Annotated in this window: 14 protein-coding genes; 11 read left to right on the top strand and 3 right to left on the bottom strand. The window is 69.9% G+C overall.

From position 1 onward, the window contains the following. Positions 1 to 4: 4 nt before the first annotated feature. The 4 genes from HHX35_RS21570 to HHX35_RS21555 all read left to right on the top strand — a co-directional run bounded on the left by HHX35_RS21570 (position 5) and on the right by HHX35_RS21555 (position 4,365). Positions 5 to 1,132, top strand: a complete 1,128-nt coding sequence (locus HHX35_RS21570; RefSeq protein WP_182900543.1) for an ROK family transcriptional regulator — start codon at positions 5 to 7, stop codon at positions 1,130 to 1,132. Positions 1,133 to 1,240: 108 nt separating this feature from the next. After that, on the top strand, positions 1,241 to 2,494 hold the full coding sequence (locus HHX35_RS21565) for a sugar ABC transporter substrate-binding protein (protein WP_182900542.1): 1,254 nt from the start codon (positions 1,241 to 1,243) through the stop codon (positions 2,492 to 2,494). 1 nt (position 2,495) lies between these two features. Then, positions 2,496 to 3,443, top strand: coding sequence for a sugar ABC transporter permease (locus HHX35_RS21560; RefSeq protein WP_310739209.1), 948 nt, complete (start codon positions 2,496 to 2,498; stop codon positions 3,441 to 3,443). Positions 3,444 to 3,495: 52 nt separating this feature from the next. Then, positions 3,496 to 4,365 carry a carbohydrate ABC transporter permease gene (locus tag HHX35_RS21555; protein WP_182900541.1) on the top strand — a complete coding sequence of 290 codons (870 nt, stop codon included), beginning with the start codon at positions 3,496 to 3,498 and terminating at the stop codon, positions 4,363 to 4,365. Between the two features lie 7 nt (positions 4,366 to 4,372). Here the strand turns inward: HHX35_RS21555 and HHX35_RS21550 are convergent, their stop codons facing one another. Then, positions 4,373 to 5,251, bottom strand: a complete 879-nt coding sequence (locus HHX35_RS21550) for a polysaccharide deacetylase (RefSeq protein ID WP_182900540.1) — start codon at positions 5,249 to 5,251, stop codon at positions 4,373 to 4,375. A 15-nt stretch (positions 5,252 to 5,266) separates the two neighbouring features. Continuing rightward, positions 5,267 to 5,452, bottom strand: a complete 186-nt coding sequence (locus HHX35_RS21545; RefSeq protein ID WP_182900539.1) for a hypothetical protein — start codon at positions 5,450 to 5,452, stop codon at positions 5,267 to 5,269. A gap of 101 nt (positions 5,453 to 5,553) precedes the next feature. Here HHX35_RS21545 and HHX35_RS21540 point away from each other — a divergent pair, with 101 nt between their 5' ends. Continuing rightward, the gene (locus tag HHX35_RS21540; RefSeq protein ID WP_182900538.1) at positions 5,554 to 7,383 is read left to right on the top strand and encodes an ABC transporter ATP-binding protein; all 1,830 of its coding nucleotides are present in this window, start codon (positions 5,554 to 5,556) and stop codon (positions 7,381 to 7,383) included. A gap of 81 nt (positions 7,384 to 7,464) precedes the next feature. Here the strand turns inward: HHX35_RS21540 and HHX35_RS21535 are convergent, their stop codons facing one another. Then, entirely contained in the window at positions 7,465 to 8,481 is a 1,017-nt protein-coding gene (locus HHX35_RS21535; protein ID WP_285784118.1) for a LacI family DNA-binding transcriptional regulator, read from the bottom strand. Between the two features lie 340 nt (positions 8,482 to 8,821). On the opposite strand from HHX35_RS21535, the gene HHX35_RS21530 reads away from it, so the two are divergent. The 6 genes from HHX35_RS21530 (at position 8,822) to HHX35_RS21505 (ending at position 19,213) form a co-directional block, all read left to right on the top strand. Next, a complete protein-coding gene (locus HHX35_RS21530) occupies positions 8,822 to 10,780 on the top strand; it encodes a glycoside hydrolase family 127 protein (RefSeq protein ID WP_182900537.1) in 1,959 nt (652 codons plus the stop codon). 136 nt (positions 10,781 to 10,916) lie between these two features. Beyond that, positions 10,917 to 12,635 carry a hypothetical protein gene (locus HHX35_RS21525; RefSeq protein ID WP_220505710.1) on the top strand — a complete coding sequence of 573 codons (1,719 nt, stop codon included), beginning with the start codon at positions 10,917 to 10,919 and terminating at the stop codon, positions 12,633 to 12,635. A 103-nt stretch (positions 12,636 to 12,738) separates the two neighbouring features. Then, on the top strand, positions 12,739 to 14,019 hold the full coding sequence (locus tag HHX35_RS21520; RefSeq protein ID WP_182900536.1) for an extracellular solute-binding protein: 1,281 nt from the start codon (positions 12,739 to 12,741) through the stop codon (positions 14,017 to 14,019). A 59-nt stretch (positions 14,020 to 14,078) separates the two neighbouring features. Then, positions 14,079 to 15,059, top strand: coding sequence for a carbohydrate ABC transporter permease (locus HHX35_RS21515; protein WP_182900535.1), 981 nt, complete (start codon positions 14,079 to 14,081; stop codon positions 15,057 to 15,059). Beyond that, positions 15,056 to 15,877, top strand: a complete 822-nt coding sequence (locus HHX35_RS21510) for a carbohydrate ABC transporter permease (protein ID WP_182900534.1) — start codon at positions 15,056 to 15,058, stop codon at positions 15,875 to 15,877. The genes HHX35_RS21515 and HHX35_RS21510 overlap by 4 nt, the downstream gene beginning before the upstream one ends. 288 nt (positions 15,878 to 16,165) lie before the next feature. Further along, entirely contained in the window at positions 16,166 to 19,213 is a 3,048-nt protein-coding gene (locus HHX35_RS21505) for a LamG-like jellyroll fold domain-containing protein (protein ID WP_182900533.1), read from the top strand. The last annotated feature ends 35 nt before the right edge of the window (positions 19,214 to 19,248 follow it).

The following is a 19,248-nucleotide window of genomic DNA, read 5'->3' as shown; positions in this document are numbered from 1 at the left end:
CTCGATGGCTGGGGAGCCGAGCGGCGGTGACCTGTCACGGCTCAGGCAGCTCAACTCGCTTGCCGTGATCAAGGCGTTGCAGGGCGGGACGTCGCTCACGCTCACCGAGGTGGCCAAGCACACCGGGCTGTCGCGGGCCTCCACCGAGGACGTGGTCCGCGAGCTGCTGCAGAAGGGCTGGCTGACCGAGGCGGAACCCACCGCGGGCGGCGTGGGCCGCCCGGCCAGGCGCTACCGGTTCAGGGCGGAGGCGGGGCGGGTGCTCGGCATCGACATCGGCGGGCACAACGTCCGCGCGGTCGTCGCCGACCTGGACGGCGCCGTGCAGAACACCGCCCGCGTCCCCGTCACGCCCGAGATGGGCCGGGCCGAGCGCCTGGAGGCGGTCGACCGCGCGGTGACCGAGTGCCTGGAAACGGCGGGCCTGACCGGCGGCGACGTGTGGGCCTCGGGCGTCGGCACCACCGGCCTGGTGGACGGCGTCGGCAGGGTGGTGCTCTCGGAGGCGCTGCCCGAGTGGACCGGAGTCGATCTGGCCGCCCACGTGCGCCGGCTCGCCCCCGCCCCGGTGCTCGTCGAGAACGACAGCAGGCTCGCCGCGCTGGCCGAGTGCTGGCGCGGCGTGGCGCGCTACGCCAAGGACATGGTGTTCCTGCTGGCCGGCCTGCGTACGGGCGCGGGCCTGGTCATCGACGGCAAGCTGCACAAGGGGTTCGCCAACGCCTCGGGCGAGATCGGCGCGCTGCCGGTGCTCGGCTGGATCCGCGCGCAGGAGCACCTGAGCGGCGCCAGCGGCGAGGCGGGCGACGTGTTCGCCGCGGCCAGGGCCGGCGACAGGGCCGCGGCCGCGGCCGTGCGCCGCTACGTCAGGGACCTGGCGCTCGGCACGTCCGCGCTGGTCCTGGCGCTCGACCCGCAGATGGTCGTGGTCGGCGGCGGCTTCTCGCGCTCGGCCGACGTGCTCATCGATCCGCTCAGGCGCGAGCTCGACCGCTGGTGCATCCGCACCCCCGAGGTGCGCATGTCGGTGCTCGGCGAGGAGGGCGTGGTGCTCGGCGCCGTACGGCTGGCCCTCGACGACGTCGAGGACCGCGTGCTCGACGGCCGCACCCCGCTCCTGAGTCAACCGTGAGCTCGTGAGCCACGCCCAGCCTCGTGAGCCATCTGTAACACAGCCACCCTTGAACAAAATTTCACAGGACTCCATGATTACTCCCACGTTCTAGGAGAGGACCGGGAGATGTGGAAGTCGGCACGACGCGGTGCTGCGCTCCTCTGCGCGGCGCTGCTCGCCTCCGCGTGCGGGGGCGGTGAGCAGGCCGGCTCCGGCGCGCAGTCGCAGGAGAAGGTGACGCTGTCCTACGGAGTCTGGGACGCGACCCAGCAGAGCGCGATGCAGGAGCTGGCGGCGGAGTTCACCAGGACGCATCCGAACATCGCCGTCGACGTCCAGCTCACGCCGTGGGCCGACTACTGGACCAAGCTCAAGGCCGCGGCGAGCGGCGGGGCGGCGCCCGACGTCTTCTGGATGAACGGCCCCAACTTCCAGCTCTACGCCTCCAACGGCGTGATCAAGCCGATCGAGGAGCAGGTCGACACGTCGGTCTACCCCAAGGCGCTGGTCGACCTCTACACGTACGACGGCAAGCTGTACGGCCTGCCGAAGGACATGGACACGGTCGGCGTCTGGTACAACAAGACGCTCTTCGACGCCGCCAAGGTGAAATACCCGGCCGACGGCTGGACCTGGGCCGACTTCAAGGAGGCGGCCGCCAAGCTCACCGACCCGGACAAGGGCGTCTACGCCATCGGAGCCGAGCTCACGAGTTTCCAGGAATACCAGTACAACACCATCTACCAGGCCGGCGGATATGTGATCTCTCCGGACGGCGGGAAGTCCGGCTACGACGACCCCAAGACCATCGAGGGCCTGAAGTTCTGGACGGACCTGATCGCCGCCAAGCAGTCGCCGGACCTCAAGACCATGACCGACACCGCTCCGCTCCAGCTCTTCGAGGCCGGCAAACTGGCGATGTACTGGGGCGGCTCCTGGGACGTGGCCGAGTTCACCAAGAACGACTACACCAAGGACAAGGTGGACGTCGCCCCGCTGCCGAAGGGGGAGAAGCAGGCCACGATCATCCACGGCGTCGCCAACGTGATGTCGGCCAAGACCGAGCACCCGGCGCAGGCGTGGGAGTTCGTCAGGTTCCTCGGCTCCAAGCCGGCCGCCGACATCCTCGGCAGGAAGGGCCCGATCCCGGCCTACAACGGCACCCAGAGCGCCTGGGTGGGCGCCCATCCCGAGCTGAAGTTGCAGGTCTTCCTCGACGCCGTCGCGTACGCGGTGCCCTACCCCGTCTCCAAGAACACCGCGGCCTGGCAGGAGGCGGAGCTCACCAACCTCACCAAGGCGTGGACCGGCGAGGTGCCGATCGAGAAGGCGGCCGCGGACCTGGCGGCCGGCATGAACGACCTGCTGGCCAAGGAGTGACGTGACCACCACCGCCGGATCGCGGGCCGTACGGGCGGCCCGGGTGGAGAAGGCGCGGCGGCCCCGCGCCGAGGCGCTGTGGGGGTATGCGTTCATCGCCCCCACAGGCCTCGGCCTGGCCGTCTTCTACCTGTGGCCCGTCCTGCAGACCGCCTACTTCTCCTTCACGGAGTGGGGGGCGTTCGGCGGGCACACCTGGACAGGGCTCGACAACTACAGCCGGCTCCTCGGCGACCCCGAGGTGGGGCGGGCGATGCTCAACACGCTCGCGTACACCGCCCTCGGCCTGATCGGGATCCCGCTCGCGATCGTGTTCGCGGCGCTGCTCAACCGGCCGGGACTGCGGGGCGTGAGCGTTTATCGCACCGCGTTCTTCCTGCCCGTGGTCACCATGCCGGTCGCGGTCGCGATGCTCTGGCGCTGGCTCTACAACGGCGACTACGGCCTGGTCAACCAGGTGCTCGCGACGGTCGGCATCGACGGGCCCAACTGGATCGCCGATCCGGCCACGGCGATGTACGCCCTGGTCGTCGTGGGCGTCTGGAGCAGCATCGGCTACAACCTGATCATCTTCCTGGCCGGCATGCAGGCCATCCCGAAGGAGCTGTACGAGGCGGCCTCCCTCGACGGGGCGGGGCGGGTCAGGCAGTTCTTCTCGATCACGCTGCCGATGTTGTCGCCGACCGCGTTCTTCGTCTCGATCGTCTCGGTGATCGGCTCGCTGCAGCTGTTCGACCTCGTCTTCGTGATGACCGGGTCGGGCCAGTCGGCGCGGGCCAACCCGGCGTACGGGCGGCTCCAGACCGTGGTGCAGCTCTTCTACGAGCGGGCCTTCGTCACCAACGACCGCGGCTACGCGGCCGCCATCGTGATCGCGCTGCTCGTGCTCATCGCGGGGCTGACGATCCTGCAGTTCCGGCTCCAGCGGAGGTGGGTGCACTATGTCTGACCACCGCGTGTCTGACCACCGCGTGTCTGACCACCGCGTGTCTGACCCCCGCATGTCTGAGCGCCGGGCCTTCGGCGTGCGCGGTGCTTTCGGCGTGCGCGGTGCTTTCGGCGTGCGCGGTGCTTTCGGCGTGCACGCTGTGCTCGTCGCCGCGTCGCTGGCGATGGTGGCGCCGTTCGTGTGGCAGGTCATCACCTCGCTCAAGACGCTCAGCAGCGCCACCCGGGTGCCGCCGACGTTCCTGCCGGAAGGCCGCTGGGACAACTACGCCAAGGTCTTCGACCTGCTGCCGTTCGGCGACCAGTTCGTCAACACGGTCGTCATGGCGGCGGGGCGGGTCACCGGGCAGGTGCTGTTCTGCTCGATGGCCGCCTACGCCTTCGCCCGGCTGCGCTTCCCCGGCAGGAACGTGCTCTTCGGGGTGTTCCTGTCGGTCCTCATGGTGCCGCCGCAGCTTTTCGTGATCCCGCAGTATCAGATCATGTCCTCGCTCGGGTGGCTCAACAGCCTCCAGGCGATCATCGTGCCCGGCTTGTTCAGCGCGTTCGGGGTGTTCCTGCTGCGGCAGTTCTTCCTCGGGCTGCCGCGCGAGCTGGAGGAGGCGGCCCGGCTCGACGGCGCAGGCCCGGTCCGGATCTACTGGTCGATCATGTTGCCGCTGGCCAGACCGGGGCTGGTGGCGCTGTCCGTGCTCGTGCTCCTGTGGGCGTGGAACGACCTGTTCTGGCCGCTGGTGGTCAACACCGATCCGGAGAGGATGACGCTGTCGGCGGGGCTGGCCTCGCTGCAGGGCCAGTATCAGACCGATTACCCCGTCCTCATGGCCGGCTCCCTGATCGCCTCGCTTCCCGTGATCGCCGTCTTCGTGTTCCTGCAGCGACAGTTCATCCAGGGCATCGCCCACACCGGCAGCAAGGGCTGACCCATGGCTACGCCCGGGGCCGGCGGGCCGTGAAGTCGTCCGCGATGGCGTCGAACGTGGACCACCGGACGCCCTCGTGCTTGTTGATGTGCTCGATGAGGCGCTCCAGCATGAGCAGAACCTGCGGGCGGCCCGAGACGTCCGGGTGGATCGTCATGGTGAAGACGGCGTACTCCGACTCGCGGTGGACCCAGTCGAACTGGTCGCGCCACATCTCCTCGATGTCGCGAGGGCTGACGAAGCCGTGACTGTTCGGGCTGGTCTTGATGAACATCATCGGCGGCAGGTCGTCGAGGTACCAGCTCGCCGGGATCTCGACGAGGCCGGTCTCCTGCCCGCGCACGAGCGGCTTCATCCACTCGCGGGCGTCCTTGTCGTAGTCGATCTTCGGCCAGGTGTCGCCCACGCGCACGTAGTACGGCTCGAAGTCGCGGTGCATGAGCGAGTGGTCGTACTTGATGCCGCGTTCGAGCAGCAGCTCGTTGGTGACCGGCGAGAACTCCCACCACGGCGCGTCGTACCCCGTCGGGCGCCGGCCGGTGCGCGTCTCGATGAGGTCGATGCAGTAGTCGAGAACGGTGGACTCCTGCTCGCGGCTCATCGCGATCGGGTTCTCGTGGCTGTACCCGTGCACGCCGATCTCGTGTCCGGCGGCCACGACCTGGTCGAACTGCTCGGGAAAGGTCTCGATGGAGTGACCCGGCCAGAACCAGGTCGACGGCAGGTCGTACTTCTTCATCAGGGCGTTGAGCCGCGGCACGCCCACCTCGCCGGCGAACAGACCACGCGAGATGTCGTCCGGGGAGTCCTCACCGCCGTACGAGCCGAGCCAGCCGCCGACCGCGTCGACGTCGATCCCGAACGCCACGAAGATTTCCTTGGCCACAGCACGTCCTCTCTTCTAGAGGTCCACCCCGCCGCCGTTCCCGTACGTGGGCACGACCGGCCCCTCGGCCACCCGCGTGGACAGCCCTACGACCGTTCCCGCGGACACCGTCTCGGTAATCCACTCCAGCAGGGCGTGGTCGGCATTGCCGACGCCGATCCCGCTCGACGCTGCGGTGATCGCGCCGGGGCGAGCGGACACGCTCGTTACTCTCCGTAGCCGGGGTGGCGGAAAATCGCTCGCTCTCCGGTAACGCCCTGCGGCAGCATGTCCACGGCGATGTCGGCGTTCGGGGAGGGCTGATGGCTGTGCTCGGGGCGGTCGATGGCGCTGGAAACGGCCCATCCGTACGAAAATCGGCGGTTCTGCTGGCGCTGCGCTATTACTGCGGCGAGCTGAGGCGCCAATGGCGGGTCGCGGTGCCCGCGCTGACGTTGCCGGCCTTGGGGAACATCTGCCTGTTCTACCTGGCGCCGCTGGCGGTGGCCGGGCTCGTGGGGCACCTGGCCGGTGGCGGGGACGGCACCGTCGACGCGCTGCTGCCGTACGTGCTCGGCTTCGCCGCGATGCTGCTGACGGGCGAGGCGCTGTGGCGGGTGGGGCTGCACTTCCTGAACCGCACCGACGCCCGGGGCATCGAGCGGCTCGGCGTGGTGGGCATGGACGAGCTGCTGGCCAAGGACACCGCGTTCTTCCACGACAACTTCGCCGGCTCGCTCACCAAGCGGGTGATCGGCTTCTCCTCCAGGTTCGAGGAATTCGCCGACACGCTCACATTCTCGATCATGGCCAAGCTGATGCCCCTGGCCTTCGCCTCGGTGGTGCTGTGGCGATATCACCCGCTGCTGGTCCTCGTTCTCGTGGGTCTCATCATCGTCACCGGCGTTCTCGTCGCCCCGCTCATCCGCCGCCGCCAGGCGCTGGTCGACGAACGCGAGGCCGCCAGAGTGCTGGTGTCGGGCCACGTCGCCGACGTGCTGACCAACATGGAGACGGTCCGCGCGTTCGCCGCCGAGGACCGCGAAGCCGCCGAATATCGGGTGAGGATCGCCGAGCAGCGCAGGTTGTCCCTCCGCTCCTGGGATTACGGCAACCTCCGGGTGGACACCGTCGTGGCCCCGCTGTCGGTGCTCACCAGCGCCGCGGGCCTGCTCCTCGCCGTGGCGCTCCGCGGCGGCCTCGGTGTGGAGGCCATCGTGGTGACGTTCACCTACTACACGAACACGATCAACATCATGTTCGAGTTCAACCAGATCTACCGGCGCATCGAGAGCGTGCTCACCGAAGCGGCCCAGTTCACCGAGCTGCTCCTCGTGCCGCCGACCGTGGTGGATCCGGTCGATCCGCAGCCCCTGCGCCCGGCCGACGCGAGCGTCCGCTTCGAGCGGGTGAGGTTCGGGTACGCCGGTGGCCCGCCCCTGTTCGACCACCTGGACCTGGACATCCCCAGCGGCGCCAAGATCGGGCTGGTCGGCCAGTCCGGCGGTGGCAAGAGCACGCTCACCCGGCTGTTGCTGCGGCTCATGGACGTGGACGGCGGCAGGATCCTGATCGGCGGCCAGGACATCGCCCGGCTGCGTCAGGCCGACCTGCGCGGCCTCATCGCCTACGTCCCGCAGGAACCCGCCATGTTCCACCGGTCCGTGCGCGACAACCTCGCGTTCGCCCGGCCGGGCGCCACCGACGCCGAGATCCTCCGCGCGGCGCGGGCGGCGCACGTCACGGAGTTCGTCGAGGCCCTGCCGGACGGGTTCGACACCCTGGTCGGCGAGCGCGGCGTCAAGCTCTCCGGCGGCCAGCGGCAACGCATCGCGCTCGCGCGCGCCATCCTGCGCGACGCTCCCCTCCTGCTGCTGGACGAGGCGACCAGCGCGCTGGACTCCGAAAGCGAGATCCTCGTCCAGGAAGCCTTGTGGCGCCTGATGCAGGACCGGACCGCACTCGTGGTCGCGCACCGCCTGAGCACCGTCGTCCGCATGGATCGGCTTGTCGTGCTCAACCGGGGACACATCGTGGAGCAGGGCACCCACGGCGAGTTGCTGCAGGCCGAAGGCCCCTACGCCAGGCTCTGGCACCACCAGTCCGGGGGCTTCCTCATCGAGGACGACGCCCCGGACGCACTCCACCGTTGACCGGGGCCGGGAGCCGGCAGCGCGGATTCCACGCCCCCGCGGGGTCGCGCGGCGCGCCGTACGGCGGAGCGGCCTAACCGGTCACGGGAGCGGTACGGTGGTCGACTCCCGGACCACGAGCCGGCAGGGGTGGGCGTGGCGGCCGGGGGAGGGGGAGCCGTTGATGGCGGCCAGGAGCATCTCCGCCGCCGATCGGCCGAGCCCCTCGAGGTTCAGATCGATGCTGGTCAGCGGCGGCTGGCAGGCTTCGGTCATGACGTCCCAGTTGTCGAAGCCGATGAGGGCGACGTCCTGGGGGACCCGGCGGCCGGCGGCCCGCAGCGCGTCGCAGACGCCCCGGGCGATCTGGTCGCTGCCGCAGAAGACGGCGTCGAACTCGGTCCGGCCGGCCAGGAGGATGCCGACGGCTTGACGGCCCCACACCTCACTCCATCCGCCGAACAGGGGCGGAGCGACCAGGGACAGCCCGTCCTCGGTGAGCCGTTCGGTGGCCGCGGCCGCGCGTACCCGGGCGGAGTTGTGGTGCTCGGGTCCCGTGATGTGGGCGATCCGGGTGCGCCCGACGGCCAGGAGGTGCTCGACCGCCTTGCGGGCGCCGCCCGCCTCGTCCGGGACCACCGAGCAGTCGCCGGGGTCGGCCGAGCTGATGAAGGCGTAGACCACGGGCACGGGCAGGTTGGCGCCGATGGGCGCCCGTGCCTCGGTGCGCCGGCCGGTCACGATCACGCCGTCGACCCGGCGGCTGAGGAGGGTCTTGACGTAGTACTGCTCGCGGATGGGATCGTCGCGGCCGTCACAGAGGAAGACCGACATCTCCCCGGCGCCCAGCGCGTCCTCCGCGCCCATCAGCACGGGGATGCTGAACCGCCCGATCGTGTCCGTCGTGATCATGCCGACCGTGTAGGTGCGGCCCGAGTGCAGGCTCCGGGCACCCGCGTTCGCCTCGAAACTGAGCTGCCGGGCCGCCTCCCGGACGCGCATGCGGGTCTCCTCCCGCAGCGATCCGCGTCCGTTGAGCGCCTTGGAGGCCGTGCCCACCGACACCCCGGCCAGCGCCGCGACGTCGGCGATCGTGGCATGACGCTCCAGCTTTCCCACGTTTCCTCCACTTTCCTAGGGGGTTGCCTGAGCCCCACTCTATAGGCCGTACGTGCGACTCCGAAGCCCCTGTAACAAGGCGGAAACGGGCTATTGACGGTCTGGAAGCCGGTTGGATACCGTGACGGCAATCGTTTTCCTAGTTTCCTACTGCGGGCGACGTGCCCCTGGCTTCTCGCTCCGCAGTCACCAGGGCGGTCCGCCTCGGCGGACTTCCCGCGTCCCTCGCCGTGAGCAGGAAACTCCTCGGCGGTGTGAAGGACGTCCGCTGCTCCACGAAAGATGAGGCATGACAGAGCAGAAGTTGTCAGACACCTCTGCCGCTCCCAGCGTCGGGACGATGCGGGCGCCGGCCCCGTCCGACCTTCGCGATTCCGCGGGGCCGGTCGCTCCGGGGCCCGGGGCGGTCGCCGCGCTGTGGCCGCTGAACCCGGACCAGGCCCGTCTCGACACGGGAGGCCTGCTGGGGCGGTGGCAGCGGCGCAACGCCGAGGACACGCTGCCGCACTGCGTGGACAACCTGCACCACGCCGGGAACATCGGCAACCTCCGAGCCGCCGCGGGCGAGTCGGATGAGGCGTTCGCCGGCATGTGGTTCGCCGACTCCGACGTCCACAAGACGTTGGAGGCCGCGGCCTGGGAGCTGGGCACCTCGTCCGGCGACGAGGCGCTGCGGTCGTTCGTGGAGGACACGGTCGCGTTGCTCGCCCGCGCCCAGCAGGCGGACGGCTACCTCAACTCCTACTTCACCGTCGTCGCGCCGGACGAGCGGTGGCGCAAGCCGGACTGGAGCCACGAGCTGTACTGCGCCGGCCATCTCTTCCAGGCGGCGGTGGCTGCGGCCCGCACCGGCGTGAGCCCCGCGCTGGTGGCCGTGGCCCGGCGGTTCGCGGACCTGCTGGTGGAGCGGTTCGGTCCGGGCGGTGTCGAGGAGGTCTGCGGGCATCCGGAGATCGAGACCGCGCTCGCCGAGCTGTACCGGCTGACCGGCCACCGGCCCTATCTGGACCTGGCGCGCCGGTTCCTCGACCTGCGCGGACGGGGGCTGCTCGGGCACGGGCGGTTCGGGCCCGCCTACTATCAGGACCACGTGCCCGTACGGGAAGCCCGCGAGGTCACCGGCCACGCCGTACGCCAGCTCTACCTGCTGGCCGGGATGGTCGACGTGGGCGTGGAGACGGGCGACCATGTGCTGCTGGACGCGGCCGAGCGACTGTGGGAGGACGCCGTCCACCGGCGCTCCTACGTGACCGGCGCGCACGGCTCGCGCCACCGCGAGGAGGCGTACGGCGACCCGTACGAGCTGCCGCCCGACCGGGCCTACGCCGAGACCTGTGCGGCGATCGCGAGCGTCCACGCGAACTGGCGGCTGCTGCTGGCCACCGGCCGGGCCCGCTACGCCGACGAGATGGAGCGGGCGCTGTACAACGCGGTCGCCGCCGCCGTGTCGTCCGACGGCAGGCACTTCTTCTACTCCAACCCCCTGCAGCTGCGCACGGGACACGCGAGCGCGGGTGAGGAGGCGGCGTCGCGCCGGCTGCCCTGGTATTCGTGCGCCTGCTGCCCGCCCAACATCGCCCGGCTGATGGCCTCGCTGCACGGCTATCTGGCCACCGCCCACGACGACGGCCTGCAGATCCACCTGTACGCCTCGGGCAGCCTGAACGCCGAGGTCGCGGGCGCCGCCGTACGGGTGGACGTGCGCACCGAATACCCCTGGCAGGGCCGGATCGAGCTGACCGTGACCTCCGAGACCGCCGCCACCTGGACGCTCGCGCTGCGCGTGCCGGCCTGGTGCGACGCGTACACGGTCCGTATCGACGGTGGCCCGGTGATGGCCCCCGCACGGGACGGCTACATCCGGCTCACCCGGGCCTGGGCGCCGGGCACGACGGTCGTCCTCGACCTGGAGATGCCGGTCCGGCAGGTGAGCGCGCATCCGCGAGTGGACGCGGTGCGGGGCTGCGTCGCCCTGGCACGCGGCCCGCTCGTGTACTGCCTGGAGCAGGCCGACCTGCCGCCCGGCACGGTCCTGGAGGACGTGCGGCTCGACCCTGCCGTCCCTGCGGTCGCCACCGCTCCGATCACATCAGGTCACCGGGAGGACCTGCCGGACATCCCGGTCGTGATCACCGCGGGCGGGCTGGTCGCCCGCACCGGCGACTCGCTGTACGCCACCGGGATCAGGCGGGAGCGGCCGGGCACATCGTTCACGCTCACGGCGGTGCCGTACTTCCTGTGGGGCAACCGGAGCGAGGGCCCGATGCGGGTCTGGATCCCGGTCGCCGCCACGGAATGACCTCGCGGGCCGCAGCGTACGGCCCGCGGCGACAGAGGGACCGCTCGCGGCGCGCGCCGCCGAATTCGGGGCGGGCGGTCCCGGCTTCACCTCCTCTCCACCCCCCACCTGAGCACAGAAAGAGCGAGGTAAGTAGATGCGCAGACCCCGACGCGCGACCCTGTTGTCCGCGCTGGCCGTGTCACTGGCCGTGTCACTGACCGGGGCGCTCGTCCCGCTGGCGCCCGCCGAGGCGGCGGGCGCCACCCTGACGGTGAACGTGGCGCAGCCCTTCCGGCCCGTCACCCACGTCGCGGCCGGCGGTCTGTACGGCCTGGCGGAAAACAGCCGCCCGGCCGACTCCGCGCTGCTGCCGCTGAAGGTCAACTCGCTGACGCAGCCCGCCCCGGGTGTGGGCCAGAGGCCCAACGGCCAGCCGCCCGGAGGCGACTCGCTGCTCGTGGCGCCGCAGGCCATCCGCGTCGGGGCCGGGGAGTTCGTCCGGATGCCGGACATCTATCCGAACTTCCCCTATCAGTGGGTGAGCTGGGACGACTGGCTGGCCAAGGTGAACACGATGGTCACGGCCCGTCGCAACGCGACCTCGGTGACCAACGTCATCGGCTGGGAGCTGTGGAACGAGCCCGACTGGACGTGGAACACCTCCGCAGCCGGGTCGTTCAACGACGGGTGGACGCGCACCTATCGGGCCGTGCGGGCGCTGGACGCCACGACGCCGATCGTCGGCCCGAGCATCTCCTATTACAACCGCTCCTGGTTGTCGTCGTTCCTGAGCAGTGCCAAGGCCGCGGGCACGCTGCCCGACGTCATCTGCTGGCACGAGCTGGGCGACCCCACCGCCATCGCCGCGCACATCGCCGACTACCGCTCCCTGGAGGGCTCGCTCGGCATCAGCCCCCGGCGCATCGCGATCAACGAGTACGCCGCAACCAGTGAGGTGGACGTCCCCGGCCGCATCGCCAGCTACGTGGCCAAGTTCGAGCGCGCCGGCGTCGAGATGGCGCACAGGGCGTTCTGGTACGAATACGGCACCATGAACGGGCTTGTCGTCAACAACAGCCAGCCCACCGGCACCTGGTGGCTGTACAAGTGGTACGGCGACATGGCCGGCCGCATGGTTACCACCACCCCGGCCACCCAGACCGGGCTGGACGGTTTCGCCTCCTACGACTCCACCCGGAAGATCGTCAACGTGGTCTTCGGCAATGAGTCGGGCACCAACACGGTCCGCGTCACCGGCATCGGCGCGCTGGGCTCCTCGGTCCGGGTCACCCTGCAGTCGACCCCCGCGAACGGCCGGTTCACCGCCGTGACCGCGCCCACGACCATCTCCACGAGCACGTACGCCGTGAGTAACGGGCAGATCAGCGTGTCGGTGCCGAACATGTCGGCGACCAGCGCCTACAACCTGGTGGTCCAGCCGGTCAGCGGTGTGCCGTCCTACCAGCAGCGCTACGAGGCGGAGAACGCGGCCGTCTTCCGCGCCCAGCGGCTGGCCAGTTCCAGCGCGTCCGAGGGCGGCTACGTCGGGCGCATCGACAACAACAACGGTGATCACAACACGGACAGCTACGTCGACTTCGTGGTGAACGTGCCCACCGCCCGGGCGTACACGATGACCATCGGCTACGCCAACGCCACCGGGGCGACCGCCACGCAGGGGCTGGCGTACAACGGCGGCGCCTGGACGACGGTCAGCTATCCGCCCACCGCCGCCTGGGGCCAGTTCGGCGCCACGGTCAGCACCACGGTGAACCTGCGGGCGGGCTACAACATGATCCGCCTGGCCAAGGGGTCCCCCTCCTTCGGCGGCGGGACCGGCTATGCCGAGCTGGACTACATCCAGCTCACCTGAACCGACCTGAGCCGCCGCGCGGGTTCGCGCCCTGACCGTGTGGACCCGCGCCGGTGAACGAGATGACAGCGGCCGGACGCCGGCCGTCGAAAGGAAGAACGATATGAAAAGCCTCGACAGGGGCCGGCGCGCCGCCGGCCTGGGCCTGGTGGTCCTCGCCGTCGCGGGCGGTCTCACCGCGTGCTCCGGGTCGTCCGGCGACGACGCCGGCACCTCCTCGGCGGGCGCGAGCCAGGCCGCCGGGGGCGGGACCTACACGATCTGGGACCCCTACCCGCAGTTCGACGACTCCTCCGACTGGGTGAAGCTGCTCACGCAGTGCGGGACGCAGGCCGGGGTGACCGTCAAGCGGACCGGCTACGACACCACCGACCTGACCAACAAGGCGCTGCTGGCGGCCCAGCAGGGCAACTCGCCGGACGTGCTGATCGTGGACAACCCGGTCGTCTCGACGCTGGCCGAGGCCGGCGTGCTGACCTCGACCGACGAGACGAAGATCGACACCTCGACCGTCTCGCCGAACCTGCTCGCGGCGGGCCAGCTCGGCGGCAAGACGTACGGGGTCCCGATCGGGGCCAACACCCTCGCCCTCTACTACAACAAGGGGGTGTTGAAGAAGGCCGGCGTGGACGCGGCCGCGGTGAAGGACTGGGCGTCGCTGACCGCGGCGCTGGAGAAGGTCAAGGCGGCGGGCAAGAAGGGCATCACGTTCTCGGCGATCGGCACCGAGGAGGGCAGCTTCCAGTTCCTGCCCTGGTTCTGGGGATCCGGCGCGAACCTCACGAAGCTCGACTCCCCGGAGGGCGTGGCGGCGCTGTCGCTGTGGACCGACTGGGTGAAGAAGGGCTACGCCCCCACCTCCGTCATCAACAACACCCAGACCACGAGCTGGCAGGAGTTCGCGACCGGGGACTTCGCCTTCGCCGAGAACGGCACCTGGCAGCTGGCCAACGCCAAGAAGACCGGCTTCGACTACGGCATCATCCCGATCCCCGCCAAGGACGGCGGCACCGCCCCCGCCCCGACCGGCGGCGAGTTCGTCACCCTTCCCGTGCAGAAGGACGCCGCCCGCTACGTCGCCTCCCAGAAGCTGGTGACGTGCCTGGCCAGCACCGGCAACTCCTACACCACCGACACCACGCTGTCGTACATCGCGCCAACGGAGGAGGTGCAGACCAAGCAGGTCGAGCAGAACGCCGAGCTGAAGGTGTGGGTGGAGGCGGTCAAGGCCGCCAAGGGCCGCACCAGCGACAACCTCGGCACGAAGTACCCGAAGATCTCCGAGCCCATGTGGAAGGCGATGCAGGCCGCGCTGAGCGGGTCGCAGCCGCCGCAGGAGGCCTTGACGGCAGCCCAGGCCACGGCGGCGAGCGCCGTCCAGTAGCGTCCGGGCCCGGGGCGTCGTCTCCGGGCCCGCCTCTGGTCGTCCAGATGAAGGAAAGCATGAAACACGCAACACAGACGCCGGCCCCGCCGACCGCGGCGGGCCGGCGGGAGCGGGCCCCGGCGTCACGGGCCGGAGGCGGCCGCCGCGCACCCGCACGGCGATCGGGTCAGTGGGCGGCGTGGGCGTTCCTCGCGCCGGTGGTGGTCTACCTGCTCGCGTTCTACGTCTATCCGCTGTACCGCAACGTCGACCTGAGCCTGCGGAACTACACGGTGCGGTCGTTCGTGCAGGGGGACGCGCCGTTCACGGGGCTCGCCAACTACGCGAAGGTCGTCCGCGACGCCACCTTCGGGCCGGCCCTGTGGCACACGGTGGTGTTCACCGCGGTGTCGCTGGCCTTCCAGTTCACCATCGGGCTCGCCCTGGCCGTGTTCTTCACCCGGAACTTCCGGCTGTCGGCGACCCTGCGCGCGCTGTTCCTGGTGCCGTGGCTGCTGCCGCTGATCGTGTCGTCCTCGACCTGGTCGTGGATGCTCAACAGCGAGTCGGGCGTGGTCAACGCGGTGCTCGCGGCGGTGGGGATCGACCCGGTCAACTGGCTGACGTCCCCGGACTGGTCGCTGTGGTCGGTGACCATCGCCAACATCTGGATCGGGATCCCGTTCAACCTCGTCGTGCTGTACAGCGGCCTGCAGGCGATCCCGTCCCACATCCACGAGGCGGCGGCCCTCGACGGGGCGACCGGCTGGCAGCGGTTCTGGCGGGTGACGTTCCCGCTGCTGCGGCCGGTCTCGGCGATCACGCTGCTGCTCGGGCTGGTCTACACGCTGAAGGTGTTCGACATCATCTGGATCATGACGAAGGGCGGGCCGAGCGACGCGTCCACGACGCTGGCCACCTGGTCCTACCGGCTGGGCTTCGGCAACCTGCTGCCCTCCTTCGGGCCCGGCGCGGCGGTCGGCAACCTGCTGATCGTGATCGCGCTGGTCTTCGGCCTCGTCTACATCCGCGTGCAGCGACGGCAGGGGGCGGCATGACGAAGACCCGGCGCGCATGGTGGCGGACCGGCCTGGGCGTGGTGTTCACCGCGCTCATGCTGTTCCCGGTCTACTGGATGATCAACGTGTCGTTCACCCGCGACCAGGACATGCGCAAGTCGCCGCCGTACTGGTTCCCCGTCCACGGGACGCTGGAGGGGTACCGCGCGGTGCTGGAGCAGCAGGGGCCCTACCTCGCCACCAGCCTCGTGGTGGGGCTGGGCACCGTGGCCCTGACGCTGGTGATCGCGGCGCCCGCGGCCTACTCGCTGGCCAAGCTGCGCCCGCGCGGCGGCGGGGTGCTGAGCTTCGTGCTGCTGATCGCGCAGATGATCCCCGGTGTGATCATGGCGATGGGGTTCTACGCGATCTATCTGAGCACCGGAGTGCTGAACACCGTGCCGGGGCTGATCGTGGCCGACTCCACCCTCGCGGTGCCGTTCGCGGTGCTGATCTTCACCGCGTTCATGTCCGGCATTCCCGAGGAGCTGATGCAGGCGGCCCGGGTGGACGGCGCGGGCGCGCTGCGCACGTTCTGGTCGGTCGTGCTGCCGGTCAGCCGCAACTCGGTCATCACGGTGTCGCTGTTCGCGTTCCTGTGGGCCTGGTCGGACTTCGTCTTCGCCTCCACCCTCGACCAGGGCGGCGGCCACCAGCCGATCACGCTGGGGATCTACCACTACATCGGCAACAACAACCAGGAGTGGAACGCCATCATGGCCACCGCCGTGGTCGCGTCCATCCCGGCCACCGTGCTGCTCGTCATCGCCCAGCGTTACGTCGCCGCGGGCGTCACCGCCGGCGCCGTCAAGGACTGAGGACTCTGGTGCGGGTATGGATCCCGCTCGCACCACAGGAGCGCTGACAGGGGCCACGGATCGTCCGTCGCCTCTGTACGCACCACACGTCAGGGGATCCCGGGCCGGCCCCTGCCGTCCCGCCCCTCGGAGGAAGCGCCCCGCATCCCCAAGAACGCCGTGATCTGCGGCGCTCCTGAATGTTAGCGCTAACATTCCGTGTCGGAGCACCGGCCCGGGAGCCCTTCGAGACGACGCACAACGGATGTGAACGCCCCCTCGTTCACGCAACGCAAAGGAGTAGCACCCATGTCTCGAACGGCATTCTCCCCGGGAGGTGCTTTATCCCCGCGCCGTGGCCGCGACCGGGTCCGGGGCGCATCCCGCCGCGTGGGGGCCCTGGTGGCCGCGCTCGCGAGTGCGGCCGCGGGAGCCGCCCTGTCCGCCACGCCCGCGTCCGCGGCCGCGGCGCCGGTCCCCGCGGCCACGCTCGTGGTGAAGGCCGACCAGCCTTTCCGTCCGGTCACGCATGTCGCGACGGGGTCCCTGTACGGCCTCGCCGACGACGCGACGCCCTCCGACGCCCTGGTCAAGGCCATCAAGCCGAACACCTTCGTCCAGATGGCCGTGGGCGGCAAGCAGCAGGCCAAGGGCGACGTGCTGGTGGTCGCCGACAAGGCGGCCAGAGCGGGTGCGAAGGTCGTGAACCGCCTGTCGGACTACTACGCGGGCTGGCCGTACAAGTTCAGCTGGGACACCTGGCCGGGCGTGGTGGAGCAGCAGGTCAAGGCCGTCCAGGCGTCCGGAGCGACGAACATGGCGGCGTGGGAGCTGTGGAACGAGTCGGACAACACCTGGCTCGCGTCCAACGGCACCTACGAGGAATTCTGGACGAAGACCTTCCGTCAGGTGCGATCGCTCGACCCGACCACGCCGATCCAGGGCCCGAGCTTCTCCGACAACATCACCGACATGGAGAAGTTCCTGAGGAACGCGGTCGAGACCGACACGGTTCCCGACATCCTCGCCTGGCACGAACTGATCAACTCGGGCAAGATCGTGAGTGACCTCGCCAAGGTCAACGCCATCATGAAGGACCTCGGCATCAGCCCGCGCCCGATCGCGATCGAGGAGTACGCGGCGCCCTCCGAGGTCGGCATCCCGGGCTCCCTGGTGGGGTACATCGCGAAGTTCGAGCGATACGGCATCCACGACGCCGAGCTCGCGTTCTGGAACGGCTACGGCGCGCTCGGCGATTTGCTGACCGGCACCGGCGGAAGCCCGAACGGCGCCTACTGGCTCTACAAGTGGTACGCCGACATGAGCGGGGACATGGTCACCACCACCCCGCCCAACGCCACGACCGGCCTCGACGGCGCCGCCGCAGTGCCGAGCGACAAGAAGCAGGTCAGCGTGGTCTTCGGCGGCGGCAGCGGCGCCACCGCCGTCAAGGTCGACGGGCTGGACAAGCTCGACCTGGGCGGCACCGTCCACGCCACGCTCGAGTACACCCCGTCGTACGGGCGCACCAACCCCGTCGCCGGCCCGATCACCATCTCCGACACCGTCTACCAGGTGACCGACGGCTCCATCACCGTGCCGGTGGCGATGAGCTCCGCCGACGCCTACCACCTGGTGATCAGCGGCGCCGGTACGGCGACCGACCTCGAGAGCACCTATCGGATCACCAATCTCAACAGCGGGCTCGCGCTCGACACCCACGATGCGGGGACGTCGGCCGGGACCCTCGTGAACCAGGCCACCGTCGCGGGCGGCGCCACGCAGAAGTGGAAGCTGGTCGCCACCGGCTCCGGCCTGCACAAGGTGGTCAACGCGGCCAGTGGCCTGGTGCTCGGGGTGAAGGACGCCTCGTCCGGCAACGGCGCGTCCGCTGTCGTGGAGACCGACACGGGCGGCAACACCCAGCTCTGGCAGGTCGTTCCCGACGGGAAGGGCCACAACCAGCTCGTGAACTACGACACGGGTCTGGTGCTCGCCGTCGACGGCATGAGCAAGGACTCGGGCGCCCAGGTCGTGCAGTGGAGTGACACCACCGTCACGTCCTCCGGCATCGGCGGCACCCGGGTGGCCGGCAAGCTCGGGAAGGCCGTCGCGCTGTCCGGAGCCAACCAGTACGTCAACGTGCCGCGAGGCGCGGTGAGCGGCGTCACGGGCGACTTCACGGTCTCGACGTGGGTCAACCCGGCCAAGAACACCACGTGGTCGCGCGTCTTCGACTTCGGCACCGGCGCGTCGAACTACATGTTCCTGACGCTCAACAAGAACACCGGGCTCCGCTTCGCCATCACGACCAGCGGCGCCGGCGGGGAGCAGCAGATCAGCTCCACCACGACGCTTCCGCTCAACACCTGGTCGCTGGTGACGGTGACCGTGTCCGGCACCACCGGCACCCTCTACGTCAACGACCAGGTCGCGGGCACCAACACCAACCTGACTCTGCACCCCTCCAGCCTCGGCACCACCACCCAGAACTGGATCGGCCGCTCGCAGTACTCGGGGGACCCCTACCTGGCCGCCGCGGTCGACGACTTCAACGTCTACAGCCGCGCGCTGAACGCGTCCGAGGTGTCCACCCTCGCGACCGGTCAGGCCGGCGCGGGCGACGTCCTGCGCTACACGTTCGACGAGAGCACGGGAACGGCCGTCGCGGACTCGTCGGGCAACGGACGCAACGCGACGGTCGTCGCCAGCCCGGCGCCCGCGACAGGCGACGCCGCCGTCCCCGACCATTTCTGGACCCTCGCGCCCTACCTGACGATCAAGGGCGTCTCGGTGGCCGACGGCGCCACCGTCTCCGGCACGCCGACCTTCACCGTCGACCTGGGCGGCATGGCGTCCGACGTGTCCTACACCTACATCGAGCTCAACCGCGGCGGCGTCTGGCTGACCGACAACACCAAGGCACCCGGCAGCCACAACGACGGGCTCCACCCCAACCTCGTCGTCGACACCACCGCCTACCCGAACGGCACCTACCAGCTCAAGATCGACGCGGTCGGCACGAACGGGCTGACCACCGAGCAGACCGTCTCCATCGTCATCGGCAACCCGCCCGCCTGGGCCGCCACCACCGTCTACGACACCGGTGACCAGGTGTCCTACCACGGATCGGTCTGGCGCGCCTCGTGGTGGACGAAGAACCAGACCCCCGGCGATCCGTACGGCCCGTGGCAGGAGATCGTGACCACGGCGGACGGCACCGCTGTCTGGACCCCGTCACGGATCTTCGTCGCCGGCGACCGGGCGGACTACCAGGGCGTCGTCTACCAGGCGAAGTGGTGGACCCGCAACCAGAAGCCAGGCGACCCGAACGGTCCCTGGAAGCACGTCGAATAGACCCGGCCGATGTTGCCGGGCCGGGCGTCCTCCGG

It is taken from the genome of Microbispora sp. H10830, assembly GCF_014161375.1.
Taxonomy (GTDB): domain Bacteria; phylum Actinomycetota; class Actinomycetes; order Streptosporangiales; family Streptosporangiaceae; genus Microbispora; species Microbispora catharanthi.
The sequence above is the reverse complement of the archived record's forward strand: the minus strand, read 5'-3'. Positions and strand labels throughout refer to the sequence as shown.

Excerpts from the sequence above, each read along its gene's own strand:
- HHX35_RS21570 (WP_182900543.1), top strand. The coding sequence starts at position 5 with ATGGCTGGGGAGCCGAGCGGCGGTGACCTGTCACGGCTCAGGCAGCTC.
- HHX35_RS21565 (WP_182900542.1), top strand. The coding sequence starts at position 1,241 with ATGTGGAAGTCGGCACGACGCGGTGCTGCGCTCCTCTGCGCGGCGCTG.
- HHX35_RS21555 (WP_182900541.1), top strand. The coding sequence starts at position 3,496 with ATGTCTGAGCGCCGGGCCTTCGGCGTGCGCGGTGCTTTCGGCGTGCGC.
- HHX35_RS21540 (WP_182900538.1), top strand. The coding sequence starts at position 5,554 with ATGGCTGTGCTCGGGGCGGTCGATGGCGCTGGAAACGGCCCATCCGTA.
- HHX35_RS21530 (WP_182900537.1), top strand. The coding sequence starts at position 8,822 with ATGCGGGCGCCGGCCCCGTCCGACCTTCGCGATTCCGCGGGGCCGGTC.
- HHX35_RS21525 (WP_220505710.1), top strand. The coding sequence starts at position 10,917 with ATGCGCAGACCCCGACGCGCGACCCTGTTGTCCGCGCTGGCCGTGTCA.
- HHX35_RS21520 (WP_182900536.1), top strand. The coding sequence starts at position 12,739 with ATGAAAAGCCTCGACAGGGGCCGGCGCGCCGCCGGCCTGGGCCTGGTG.
- HHX35_RS21515 (WP_182900535.1), top strand. The coding sequence starts at position 14,079 with ATGAAACACGCAACACAGACGCCGGCCCCGCCGACCGCGGCGGGCCGG.
- HHX35_RS21510 (WP_182900534.1), top strand. The coding sequence starts at position 15,056 with ATGACGAAGACCCGGCGCGCATGGTGGCGGACCGGCCTGGGCGTGGTG.
- HHX35_RS21505 (WP_182900533.1), top strand. The coding sequence starts at position 16,166 with ATGTCTCGAACGGCATTCTCCCCGGGAGGTGCTTTATCCCCGCGCCGT.